Annotated in this window: 10 protein-coding genes; 4 read left to right on the forward strand and 6 right to left on the reverse strand. The window is 39.2% G+C overall.

The annotated features are described in order from the left end of the window. Positions 1-294: 294 nt before the first annotated feature. The gene (locus PR808_RS00110; protein ID WP_272538404.1) at positions 295-1,440 is read right to left on the reverse strand and encodes a lactonase family protein; all 1,146 of its coding nucleotides are present in this window, start codon (positions 1,438-1,440) and stop codon (positions 295-297) included. Positions 1,441-1,965: 525 nt separating this feature from the next. On the opposite strand from PR808_RS00110, the gene PR808_RS00115 reads away from it, so the two are divergent. Then, complete coding sequence (locus tag PR808_RS00115; RefSeq protein WP_272538405.1) at positions 1,966-3,057, forward strand: porin; 1,092 nt, start codon at positions 1,966-1,968, stop codon at positions 3,055-3,057. Positions 3,058-3,369: 312 nt separating this feature from the next. Here PR808_RS00115 and PR808_RS00120 read toward each other — a convergent pair whose 3' ends face one another. Continuing rightward, entirely contained in the window at positions 3,370-3,912 is a 543-nt protein-coding gene (locus tag PR808_RS00120; protein ID WP_206086055.1) for a hypothetical protein, read from the reverse strand. Between the two features lie 188 nt (positions 3,913-4,100). Here PR808_RS00120 and PR808_RS00125 point away from each other — a divergent pair, with 188 nt between their 5' ends. Both PR808_RS00125 and PR808_RS00130 read left to right on the forward strand, forming a co-directional pair. Then, complete coding sequence (locus tag PR808_RS00125; RefSeq protein WP_206086054.1) at positions 4,101-4,448, forward strand: helix-turn-helix domain-containing protein; 348 nt, start codon at positions 4,101-4,103, stop codon at positions 4,446-4,448. Further along, on the forward strand, positions 4,445-5,752 hold the full coding sequence (locus PR808_RS00130) for a type II toxin-antitoxin system HipA family toxin (protein ID WP_206086053.1): 1,308 nt from the start codon (positions 4,445-4,447) through the stop codon (positions 5,750-5,752). Before PR808_RS00125 ends, PR808_RS00130 begins: the two co-directional genes overlap by 4 nt. A gap of 112 nt (positions 5,753-5,864) precedes the next feature. Here the strand turns inward: PR808_RS00130 and PR808_RS00135 are convergent, their stop codons facing one another. Together PR808_RS00135 and PR808_RS00140 are read right to left on the reverse strand one after the other, a co-directional pair. Beyond that, a complete protein-coding gene (locus tag PR808_RS00135; RefSeq protein ID WP_206086052.1) occupies positions 5,865-6,965 on the reverse strand; it encodes an alkene reductase in 1,101 nt (366 codons plus the stop codon). A 53-nt stretch (positions 6,966-7,018) separates the two neighbouring features. Further along, positions 7,019-7,618, reverse strand: a complete 600-nt coding sequence (locus PR808_RS00140) for a TetR/AcrR family transcriptional regulator (RefSeq protein ID WP_272538406.1) — start codon at positions 7,616-7,618, stop codon at positions 7,019-7,021. 124 nt (positions 7,619-7,742) lie between these two features. Here PR808_RS00140 and PR808_RS00145 point away from each other — a divergent pair, with 124 nt between their 5' ends. Continuing rightward, positions 7,743-8,870: a DNA alkylation repair protein gene (locus tag PR808_RS00145; protein ID WP_272538407.1), complete on the forward strand. Its 1,128-nt coding sequence runs from the start codon at positions 7,743-7,745 to the stop codon at positions 8,868-8,870. Positions 8,871-8,946: 76 nt separating this feature from the next. On the opposite strand, the gene PR808_RS00150 is transcribed toward PR808_RS00145, so the two are convergent. Together PR808_RS00150 and PR808_RS00155 are read right to left on the reverse strand one after the other, a co-directional pair. Continuing rightward, positions 8,947-9,477: a beta/gamma crystallin-related protein gene (locus PR808_RS00150; protein ID WP_206086049.1), complete on the reverse strand. Its 531-nt coding sequence runs from the start codon at positions 9,475-9,477 to the stop codon at positions 8,947-8,949. A gap of 218 nt (positions 9,478-9,695) precedes the next feature. After that, positions 9,696-12,551, reverse strand: coding sequence for an RHS repeat-associated core domain-containing protein (locus tag PR808_RS00155; protein ID WP_272538408.1), 2,856 nt, complete (start codon positions 12,549-12,551; stop codon positions 9,696-9,698). Positions 12,552-12,586 lie beyond the last annotated feature (35 nt).

The raw sequence follows: 12,586 nt of genomic DNA on the forward strand, positions 1-12,586 counted from the left end.
CATTACGCTAGACTTATGTTTCTTGAGATCAACTCAATATTAAGGTGGGAAATTCAACTTAACCCAATATTTATAAATGAAAAACGCTCTCCCTCCCCTTAAACATAACTATGGTTTATCTGAATCAGCTAAGACCTCATACTCATGACTTTATCTTTATCAGCATTTAAGAACAAATGGATGATATTACCATCCGTGTATATTTTCTTTCTTATTGCTTATATGCTGAATAGTATTATTAACATGTTGATTTTATTAAAAACGGTATGATTAAACATACCGTTTTCTCAATGACTAATTTCCAATGACCATTTGTGATGGTGCGCCTACTGCCACATACTCATCGACAAAGGTTAACTCACCTGTATTTGGGGCAACCTTAAAACGTGTGATATTGTCACTACGCTGATTTAATGCATATAGATATTGGCCATCAGGCGAAAGTGTTAATGTTCTTGGGTAATCACCTCGAGTCCATGTGTATGTCGCATCATCCAAGGTGCCATCTGTTTTTACCTTAAAATGGACTATTGAATTATGTAATCGGTTTGCAGCGTACAACTGTTTGCCATCATTGCTTTCAACAATACCTGAAATGAAACTGGTTCCTTTGTAGTTTTTAGGCAATGTTGAGATTGAATACCCTTCTTTCAATGTCCCTTTTTGTTTATCAAAATGGTATTGCGTCAGTGTTGAAGCTTCTTCGTTGACCAGCCATACATTGTTACCATCTTTGGAGAAGATAAAGTGCCGCGGTCCAGAACCTTTTGAGGATGACATAATAAACGGTGGATTATTCGGTATTAGTTTTCCATTTTTATCATCAAATTTATATTGATAAATACGATCTAAACCGAGGTCGGTGGCAAATACAAATTTTCCAGATGGATCAGTTCCTATCATGTGCGCATGGGGTCCATTATGATCGCTAATCGCAAAGCTTCCTTCTGCAGCAGCCTCTGGTTGCGAATCTCCCGCAGGCCCTTTATTTTGAAGTGTTTCACTTGCGACATTTAACCCGCCATCCTCACGTATAGGTAAAACTGCAACCGAACCACTATGGTAATTTGCCACTAATAAAAAGCGTTCATCTGGTGTTAAGGATAAGTAGACTGGGCCATCTCCCCCTGAAAGTACATTATTAATAGCCTCAAGTTCACCATTATCTTTGACCCACCAAGCATGAATGGTACCTTTTTCAGTTTCACTGCCCACATATAGTACTTTACCATTTTTGGAAAGTACTAACTGTGCTGCATTGGTTAACGGAATCGCTAATTTCTTATTCGTTAGCTGCCCCGTTTGACTGTCGAAATCAAAACGATAGACACCCTCCCCATTTGGGCTATAAGTCCCTATCCACGCAAACTGTGATTCAGCAAATAATGACGAGCTAGCAAACATTAAGGATAATGCCCAGTACGATAATTTCATTGACATAATAAGCACCTAAATTAAGCCATTAATAAAGTCGCATCATATTGATGATGTCTGTGATATCTAACCACTACTCAGACACCATACTGGATTGACTTAATGCTGTGCAGACAGTGAATTTCCATTTCGCCGTGGAAATAATACCTACGCTAGGACATCCCTTTTCCACATATCTATTCATCAAGATGAAAATTGGTTTTTACTAGAAATTATAGTGTTATCCATTATGAGATCGCTTAAATTTAGACTAAGTAATCATTACTATTTTTGGGATATCGATCGCGATATTAAAATCATCTTGAATAATTTATTTATCCTAAAAAATATTGTTCTACTTTGTTCTTGCAATAACGTACTTATTAATAAGGAAATAATAGTTTGTTCTGCTCTATATCTGCCTAAATGACATCTTTTCTTACTTATTAAGAATTGCCCAAAGTGTTTTCTATAGTTGATAATACCTATTTGTTACTTGTTGTAAGGGTTAACCAAGTATTCCAATTAAATAGACTTTAAGGATAAATTCCAATGCAACTCAATATATTAGTAATATTTAGCACGATGTTAATCGTGACGGGAACAGCCTATAGCGCTGAAGTTTATAACCATCAAGGTAATAAAATGGATATTTATGGACAAATTGATGTCCGCCATCATATTGCCAATTCTAAAAGTGGCGAAGATGGTGATGATTCAAGAGTGCGTTTAGGTTTAAAAGGTGATACACAGATTACAGATCAGCTGATAGGCTTTGGTCGCTTTGAGTGGGAAACTGCGACTAATCAGTCTGAAAGTACTAATAATAATCAAAACCGTTTGGCCTATGCTGGTTTGAAATTAGGCGATTTTGGTTCTCTTGATTATGGACGTAACTATGGTGTTATTTATGATACTAACGCATGGACCGATGTTCTGCCTTTATGGGGGGCGGATACAATGGATCAGGAAGATACATTCATGACCAGCCGTAACCGTAACTTACTGACTTATCGTAATAATAATGGGTTTGGTTACATTGAAGGTCTACACTTTGCACTTCAATATCAAGGTAAAAATGGCGACCAAAACTTATCATCCAGCGATGATGTTTTAAGTAATAATGGTGACGGTTATGGTTTCTCAGCGGCATATGATTTAGGTTACGGCGTCACGTTTGGAGGTGGATATTCAAACTCAAAACGGACATCGGGCCAAAATAATGTGATAACTGGCGCGACAGGTAAACGTGCTGAAGCATGGAATATCGGCAGTAAATTGGAGCTCGATGAATTTTATTTAGCTGCAATGTACGGCCAAGCTCTAAATACGACAAGATTTGGCTCAGATAATGAATCGATTGCTAACAAAACAGAAAATTTAGAGGTTGTTGCGTTATATTCTTTTGATTTCGGGCTTACTCCATCCATTGGCTACAACCAATCAAAAGGTAAAAACTTAGGAGTAAATGGTAATAAAGATTTAGTCAAATATATTGCTGTTGGTGCAGCATATGACTTTAACAATAATATGTCTGCAGTGATTGATTATAAAATTAATTTACTTAACGACAATGATTTCACCCGTGATTACGGTATCAATACTGATAATGTACTGGGCTTAGGATTACTTTACCAATTCTAATAAAATAAAAAATAGGGCTGATTTATTTAGCCCTATTTCTCTTATTAGACCCTGTTACAAGTAAAAAATTAGCCTTTATATTTTTTATAAAAATCTTTTCCACACATAGTTTTTGTGAAATCTTCGGTTACAGTAGCCAGGGATATAGGCCTATCTTTCGCAACATAGACCAAACACGCTACCAGTTTTACCAACAAATGTTTAATCAATGGAGTGATGATGAGATCGACGTCTTTAAGATGTTGATTGAGAGGTTTTCAAACGCCTTAACGCTATTTGAAACCCCTTAACATAAGTAAGAGGCGTTTTTAATCAAACAGGCCTATCTATTTTATTGGCCGCTTTTTCTAACAAACTATCTAAGCTGGAATGCAGTAAGTGGTTTTTCACCGCTTTGCTTTCAACCTCCAGTTTAGATCCAATTTTTTTATCCATAGTATAGATATTCACTTTACCAGCAACATGCTCATATAATAATAAGCCATCAACACCCTCACCTTGCTTATCATGGAACTCAGTTAATACCTTTTGCATGCGGGTTTTCGCTTGCTTATCCCCTTCCACGGCTTTGCGTAAGTCTTCCGTTAATAGGCCAACGGGAGCGGAGTAAACATACAGCACCTCAACAGAATAGCTGCCATCATTGCCATCACAAATAAAACAGTTGTGATCCTGAGCGTCAGAAAGCGCGTTCATTTCGCGCAGCTCTATCACTAATTTTTGTCCATCTTTATATGGGTCTTGGGATATATCGAGAAACACTAAGCGGTATGGACCAGGATCACCTGCAAAAGCACTTGTTATGCTACAAAGTGAGATAAACCCCGCCGTGATTAATGAAAGGATACGTTTCATAAGTGGCTCAACGAGAATAAATGTACCTTTACTGTACGAGGTTTACCTATATAAAGAAAAGAGTGAATTATCTTATTCATCAACCTAATTCATCTAATTTTTAACCCTGATATAAACCGTAACGTATACGTTGCAGATCGCCAAAAAAAACACTATATTGTAATATATATATTACAAAAGAGGCCGTTATGAAAATTTCAATGGCAATGTCAGATTTAGCAATAACACAAGAACTCTATAACCGCCTTGAATATTATAGGCAATCTAGGGGGCTGTCACAGGAAGAGCTTGTCGAAAATCTAGGTATTAGCCGACCAACCTACGCACGAATACAAAAAGGCACTTGCAGCCTTGGAACATTTATCAGCGTATTACGCGAGCTGAATTTATTGGAAGGGTTCGACACATTGATCCCCCCTCCGTCTTTACGTCCTTCAGAAATAGTTAAACAACAAAATGTTAGGCGTAATCAAATACAGACCAAACTCTCTGTCAAAGAAATGTTAGCTAACCGAAAAAATAAAGGTTCGATATGATAGCCAAATCTTGCACTGTCTTTTTTGATAATATACCCACGGGCTATTTGGCCTATACAGATGATAGCGGCTTTGCGACGTTCGAATATACCAAAGAGTGGCAAAAAGAGGGTTTTAGTCTCTCCCCACTTCACTTACCGTTGAGTTCACAAACCTATACTTTCCGCAGTTTACCTGTTGATACCTATCGCGGTTTACCTGCTGTATTTGCAGACTCCTTACCCGATGATTTCGGAAACGCCTTGATCAATGCGTGGCTGGCACGCCAAGGTAAAGACAAATCACAATTTTTAGCCTTAGACCGATTACTCTATACTGGAACTCGGGGTATGGGCGCACTTGAATACCAACCGACGAATTACCCGAACATTGAAGAAGATACCCCAATATTGATTGAAGAATTGGTCAATATCGCCCAAAAAGTGTTGGATGCGCGAGATGATTTGCATTTAACGGATAGTGAAGAATCCTCGATGTCTAAGTTGCTACAAATCGGCACCTCTGCAGGTGGTGCACGTGCTAAAGCCGTAGTCGCAGTCAATAAAGACCGTACAGAAATCCGCTCAGGCCAAGTAAAAGTCCCAGAAGGGTTTGAACATTACTTACTTAAATTTGATGGTGTTGTAGAGCACCAAAGCAATAAAGAAACCTTTGGCGACCCAAAAGGATTTGGGGTGATGGAGTATGTTTATTACCTGATGGCCACACAAGTGGGTATTGAAATGTCAGAATGTGAGTTATTAAGGGAAGCACAGAGTGGACGTGCTCATTTTATGACTAAGCGCTTTGACAGAGTGGGAAATTTAAAATATCACGTCCTTAGTTTATGTGGCTTAGCGCATGCAGACTTTAGAAAACCAGGTGCATTTAGTTACGAAGAGCTACTGTTAACTGCAAGGCAGTTGGGTTTATCAAATAAAGAGCAAGAGCAAATATATCGCCGAATGGTGTTTAATATCATCGCCCGTAACCATGATGACCACACTAAGAATTGGTCATTTATGGTGAACGACCAATACGAATGGCAGTTAGCGCCTGCTTATGACCTCGCTTGGAGTTATAAAAAAGACTCAGAATGGGTACAATCTCACCAACTGTCATTAGCGGGTAAACGTGATAATTTTACCCATGATGACTTATTGTCAATCACAGAACAAATTACACACCTACGTAGAAATAAAGCAAAAAAAATAATTGATGAGACAATTGCCGTGGTCTCAACGTGGCGAGAGCTTGCTGAACACCATGGTGTTCCAGCTGCACTGAGGGAGAGTGTTTGGAATACACTCAGATTAAAATGGTAACGTATATATTCCAAATAGTATAAAAAAAGTCAATATTGCAATATATACATTACAATTTGGCGCAAGAAAAATTAGTAGTCATCCGTTGCTTGCGCCTATATCTATTATATTTCTATTTCATAAATGGATAATCAATATAACCTTCTGCACCACCGCCATAAAATGTTTCAGGGTGCTGAGGATTCAGTGGTGCACCATGCTGCAAGCGCGCAACTAAATCAGGGTTTGCGATAAAATCACGGCCAAAAGCTACGGCATCAATTAATCCTTTTTCGATTAAATCTTCTGCCTTTTCAATAGTATAAGCACCAGCACCAATAATTACACCATCAAAACACTGGCGAACTTTTTGACGAAATGCCTCTGTATAAGGCTTACCGCCTGCCCAATCAGGCTCAGAAAGATGTAAATAACCAATCCCACGCTGATTTAACGCATCAATCACATATAATGCGTCTGACTCTTCATCGGGGCCATTTCCTGTATTTTGGAAACTACCAATTGGAGAGAGTCGAATACCTATGCGCTCTGGTGCCCATTGTTCACATACGGCATCAATCACTTCCAACAAAAAACGTGCGCGGTTTTCAATACTACCACCATATTGGTCATCACGATGATTTGCATCTGGCGATAAAAATTGGTGCAATAAATACCCGTGAGCACCATGTAATTCCACCATGTCAAATCCCGCTTGGCGCGCATTTTCTACCGCTTGGCGAAAGTCATCAACAATTTGAGGGATTTCTTGTAATGTTAGCGCTCGCGGCATTGAGGTTTCAACCCTCACTGGTTTACCTTGCTCGTCTCGTAAAGACGTACGTGTGTTAGCACTTAGTGCCGAAGGTGCAACAGGTGATTGATTCTCAGGTTGTAACGTATCATGGGAAATTCGCCCCGTGTGCCACAGTTGTACGGCAATATGACCACCTGCATCATGTACCGCTTCTGTGATCTTTTTCCAAGCGACAATTTGCTCAGGGCTATGTAACCCTGGAGCCCCTGCATAGCCTTTTGCTTGCGCTGAAATTTGTGTCGCTTCCGAAATGATCAACCCTGCACTAGCACGTTGACGATAATACTCCCCCATTAATTCTGTAGGGACATCACCTGGCTCAATACTACGCAAACGCGTTAATGGTGCCATGAATATTCTATTTGCTGCAGTGAAAGCACCAACTTTAAGTGGTGTGAATAATTGTTTTTGCGACATAACAGCTCCATATTAGACCAGTCGACTAGTAATTAGAGAAATAAAAACGCCATTTAACTATTTGGCGTCTGAAGTGTATTCTTTACATGTTCCAACGCGTTTTCCAATGGAACCGTGCTACGTGTAATTTTTGATTGTAAATTTGCCCCTAACCAAAGCGCATAGAAAACTTGAGCGTTTGATAAAGGATCACCCATAAAATAAAGCGATTTTTCTTGGCGACCTTTTTCTAAGGCATCCGCAAGCAAACCAATAATTTGCCGAACACCCTCATCCATCGCTTTATTCATATCTTCAGATAAGTCACACACTTCAGCTGATAATTTTACCGTGAGGCAACCATTAATATGACCCACCTGGCAGACCTGTTGCAGCATTTCACCATAATAAGCTAAAAATCGGTCGCCGTAATTCCCTGCCCCTTGTTCGAAGTGCTTTGTTAGGCGTTGTAAATAGTCTGTGTAATAACGTTCTAACATCGCAACACCAAACGCTTCTTTAGAGCGAAAATAATGGTAAAACGATCCTTTAGGTACTTGTGCAGTTTTTAAAAGTTCACTAAGCCCCATCCCCGTAAAACCAAGATGCAGACAAAGGCGCTCACCCGTAGCTAAAAGATGTTCACGTGTATCGTGTTCTGTGTGTTTATTCATGGCACTACTGTACTGGACTGATTGGTCTAGTACAAGTTTTTTCCTGCTAAAATACAAAAATAGCATATTCTGCCAAGGCAATTTCAGGCAATATATTCCTTTAAATAGCGAGGTGGGAATGGGTATGACGAGTGTAATCGAAGAACAAAATGATAAAGCATTTAAGCACCATTTTAATGAAGCGATGTTACAGCGACTTGCTGAACTCATTAGTGTTGAATACCCAGAATTTAATGCAAAAACATTGCATGATTTAGCCTCTAAAATGTCCCAACTTGAAATGAAAGCACGAGTCCATGCGATCCGAGACGTTTTAATTACCGCACTGCCATCTGATTACCCTAGCGCACTTAAAATCATTATTTCGGTGCTAAAACAAAATCAATTACAAGGATTTGCTATTTGGCCATTGGCTGAGTTTATTCAAGTACAAGGTTTAGCACACTACGACATTTCACTCGATGCCTTAAAATTACTCACCACCTATTTTACCTCTGAATGGGCCATTCGCCCTTTTATCAAGCAATACCCTAATGAAACCATGAGCTTTCTAACCAAATGCACTATTGATGATAATGTCCATGTGCGCCGTTGGGCATCTGAAGGTACTCGTTCTCGCCTCCCTTGGGGTGAGAAATTACATGCGTTTATCCAAAACCCTATTATCACTCGCCCAATTTTAGATGCACTTAAGTTTGATAGTGAGTTATATGTCCGCAAAAGCGTGGCCAACCACCTTAATGATATTTCGAAAGACCACCCTAGCTACGTGACACAACTACTGACTGAATGGAAACAACAGGCCAATACACCACAAGAACAGCAATATATCAAATGGATCACTAAACAAGCATTAAGAACGCTAATTAAACAAGGAAACCACAACGCGTTGGCACTTATTGGTGTGGAACATGGGGCGCAAGTTTCTATTGAACGATTTAATGTCACTCCAAATATTAAACTCGGTGAAAATTTAATACTTGAGCTTTCTCTACGTTCATTCAGTGATAAACCGCAAAATTTGGTGATCGATTATATTATTGGTTTTATGAAAGCGAACGGAAAAACAGCGCCAAAAGTATTTAAGCTACGCACAATGACGCTCGGTGCCTATGAAACCCTCACCCTAGAAAAAAAACACACGGTTAAGCCCATCACCACAAGACAATATTATGCAGGAAAACAGCAAATACAGTTGCAAATTAATGGTAAGGTAATGGCGGAACAAAACTGGCTGTTAGCCATTGAATAAACAGCCAATTCGTTAATATGTTAGAATCTTAAATAATGAATAAGGTCAGGTTCTCTGACCTTATGTACTCACATAATCAACGACGTATGATTTTAATGGAGCGTATTTTCTCACCATAACCTAATGCGTTGTGCTCGCCACCCGATTCTGTGTGGTATTTCCCTGTATAATTAACCCCTTCATAAAAACGCACTGTCCAGCCATCAGGAATACTGTAAGAGGCAATTTTATCTGCAAAATCATAACGGGATAAGTTAGGAATATTTTCATCAATTTCAAGATACTCTCCCTTTTGCCATGTTTTTGTGTATACAAACATGCTCTCTTCGAGATAATCACCATTGAATGATATTTTGCTGGTGCTACATTTCGCATCTTTGGCTTTACAAAAAATACTGCCTTTCCCTTGCCCTAACTCACAGCGACGAGACGTTTTTTGCCGTGCATTTTGTTCTGAAAACGCAGCTTCTGCATAAAATTCAGAAAATGGTGATAATGCACAGATATGCACAACTTGTGTATCATGACGGGAGGAATTATTATGATAATTGGATTTTGCATAGCTAAAACTGGTAAACAAAATCAGCAATAAAATACGTTTTTTCATCGTAAAAGCATCTTTGGCGGAAATGTATTCAGCCAAATTACGGTAAATAAGCTAAATTTTCTAGTAGAACACTCTGATAAACAGTCACTTAGTGAATTTTACTTATCTATATTAGTTCAAGATCCCCCCGTGACTAAATGCAGCACAAGCGGTGATGCTCGCCAAACAAGTTGATAACCCCAATCTCACTTATTTTTTATCCAGATTGAGGTTAAATTTTAGATAGAAGCGCGTCGAGCTTTGCGGGGTTTATACCATGTTTGCCCATCTGCATTAAGCCCAAACCCCCAACTTGTTAGTGATGCTCTATGACCAAAAAAGCCTGACTGATTGATGAGTTTTCGCGCTCGCATGCTTTTATCAAATGGGCAACTGGAGCGGATCCAACTGACAAACATACCAGGGCCTGTACCATCGACTGTAATATTACGGCGCATATGTGGAATTAAACGCTTTCCTTGCCACATGAGAACTGACCAAGGAATATTAGGGTAATAATAATTCTTTTTAGCCGTCAAGGTATCAAATTTGCTTTGGGGCACAACGTCAAGAAAAGGCTCTACCCCATTATGCGTATAAAGATAGCGAATATAACGCATTACACTGTGTAGACTAAATGCATTCTTTTTGGCGGCAATAACGGCATTACCTAAGGCAGTTTTTCCTTTGTAATCCCTCCCATGATGAATTAGCAGATCGGGAAGTTCGTCTTGGTTGTCTAAAAGTGGTCTAATTTCCCCAATTGGGCCATCGACCATAACATCAATATCCATATATAACCCACCAAACCGCCTTAAAATACCGATTCTTAACATATCTGATGCAGCCGCATAATTCGCATAGGTTGTATTAGTCGATTCTCGGTTAATCGCTGCTTGATATTGATAATCAAATGGGGCAGGTTTTTGAACATTGATAACATTGAATATCGCTTGGCTATAACCTCGTTCAATGAGCTTATTTTTCAACTTCGTTGGGTTATCACTCCACAAATTAATCTGATATTGAGGGTTATTATGTTTAAAGCTGGCAATATTACTGATGCCATCAGCGGGAAGTTCTTTGTGACCAAGCCAAATATAATGAGCAATTTTAGGGTATTGCCCTTGTTCGTCATAATATGTCATTGGGTTATTGCGCGCCATACGGTATAAATTATTCCCGTCAGCAGCACCCAGAGGGTCAGCACTCAGCCAGCGCCCAATCCATGGTTGGTAGTAACGGCGACCATAATAATATAACCCTGTCATATCAAGTTCCTTATTACCATAGTGCCGCGTTTTATAACCTGCTAAAGAGGTATTATCTGCCAACCAAGTTGCTGTTCCGCCATAAGGATAATATTCTTCTTGGCTAAGGATATTTCCTTCGTTATCAAGTTCAATTCCTTGGTTTCCCGTTAATGAACTAAGTGAATAATGCATGGCATTATTGGCAACCCCTTTTGGCTTGCCACATTCCCAATGTAATACTTGAAACTGTACCCCAATCAAGCTATTAACCGTAATCACTTGTAATATTTCATCATCGTTGCGATTTCTTAACTCTAAGTTCGGTAAATATATCACTTTCATTTTTTGTCCCGAACGTTCAGTCACTTTCACTGTTCGTTGGTATTGATGGTCATAACAGTAATGTTCTATAGCATCAGCGCTTTTGACAGAGCGAAGTTCCTGGTGAGTTGTCCAGTTAAGGTGTTGGCCTTGAAGCAGTGTTTTCTGTTGCCCCGCTGCAGTAAATAACTCATCGACTTTTTCTGCGCTTGAAGCCAATTCGTTTAATACTGCGCGATTACTCTGATTGCTAGTGATTATTTGTGTTGAATAACGTTGGTTTGTTGCAGGTGAGCGATGGGAAATTTTCGTTAAATTACCGCTATTATCATAACAATAAGTACGAAAATATCGCGTATAGGTTGCATTATCAAACGAAATACAACGGGAAGGTGCTGAAGATTGGTAAACTTGGTTTGCCATTTCACGCCCAGACGCGCTGACTAATTGATACAATGAGTCATACTGAAACTCTTGTCTTGCCTCAACTTTTTGGTTGTGCCAAAAACGTGTTTGCCCCGCCTGATCACGAACACAAACAACATTGCCCACGGGATCATACTGATAAATTAAATCTTGAATTAATTTAAACCCCAATAAATGATCCGTTGGCCTTTGGGTTTTCACACGAACTAAATATTGAGTCTGTGCTTCATATTCGTAGTTTGCAACAATGCCATTACCAAGTTCTTCACTGGTTTTCAAACCTGAAGGAGAATACTGTATCTCTTTTGCAACCCACCGCTCTAACGCGTTTTTAATTTTTAAGCTGTAGGTTTTTAATTGCCCTGCAATATCATAAGATTGCCGATGTTGATTGCCCTTAGTGTCTTCAGTCACTAAGTTTGCCCCTGTTGCATCCGTGATGCAATAACTGACAAATTGGCTAACCGCAAGTTGTTCCTCCCTTTCATCAGTTTGCCAATCCACCTCATATTCAGCATCTTCAGCATGTTGGATTAAACGTCGAGTTTGTGAAATCGCTTTTCCCAATAATGAGACTTGGTCTAATTGCAATAATCCTACCGTATCGTAGTGGAAAATGCATTGGCCGCATAAATTAATATTTTGATAAATAATGGAATTATCCGCATATTCGAAACATTCGGTTACTCGAGTCTTTCCACCAGCCAATTTTTCTTTCAAGCACAATGGCCTACCTAAGGAAGTACTATCTTCATAGTCATAAGTACGGGTAACACCATTAGCATCAATACTCACTAATAATCGACTCTCTATATCGTTAATCGTCACCGTTTGTCCGTTATCTACGCCTTCACTCACCAATACAAGGCCTGACAAATCTGCTTTAAAACGAAAATTGAAAGACGTTTTCTCCTGTAAACGAGGATCACTTATCCCAAGCAGAAATCCACGAATATCAACTGACTGAAAGGTGAGTCTTTCATCTGTTATTTCGGGGGTCTCTGGGTGGCGATAATACTCAATTAACCGAATATTGAGCCCGCGATTATCAGTAATCGTTATTGAAGGTGTTTTCCCCATTGAAAATTCATCCATTTTTCCTCCTTTAAAAAACGTTTAATTTGACCCCA

Source organism: Providencia sp. PROV197 (genome assembly GCF_028479625.1).
Lineage (GTDB): Bacteria > Pseudomonadota > Gammaproteobacteria > Enterobacterales > Enterobacteriaceae > Providencia > Providencia vermicola.

Coding starts and splice junctions, on each gene's coding strand:
- PR808_RS00110 (WP_272538404.1), bottom strand. CDS start 1,440: ATGTCAATGAAATTATCGTACTGGGCATTATCCTTAATGTTTGCTAGC.
- PR808_RS00115 (WP_272538405.1), top strand. CDS start 1,966: ATGCAACTCAATATATTAGTAATATTTAGCACGATGTTAATCGTGACG.
- PR808_RS00120 (WP_206086055.1), bottom strand. CDS start 3,912: ATGAAACGTATCCTTTCATTAATCACGGCGGGGTTTATCTCACTTTGT.
- PR808_RS00125 (WP_206086054.1), top strand. CDS start 4,101: ATGAAAATTTCAATGGCAATGTCAGATTTAGCAATAACACAAGAACTC.
- PR808_RS00130 (WP_206086053.1), top strand. CDS start 4,445: ATGATAGCCAAATCTTGCACTGTCTTTTTTGATAATATACCCACGGGC.
- PR808_RS00135 (WP_206086052.1), bottom strand. CDS start 6,965: ATGTCGCAAAAACAATTATTCACACCACTTAAAGTTGGTGCTTTCACT.
- PR808_RS00140 (WP_272538406.1), bottom strand. CDS start 7,618: ATGAATAAACACACAGAACACGATACACGTGAACATCTTTTAGCTACG.
- PR808_RS00145 (WP_272538407.1), top strand. CDS start 7,743: ATGACGAGTGTAATCGAAGAACAAAATGATAAAGCATTTAAGCACCAT.
- PR808_RS00150 (WP_206086049.1), bottom strand. CDS start 9,477: ATGAAAAAACGTATTTTATTGCTGATTTTGTTTACCAGTTTTAGCTAT.
- PR808_RS00155 (WP_272538408.1), bottom strand. CDS start 12,551: ATGGATGAATTTTCAATGGGGAAAACACCTTCAATAACGATTACTGAT.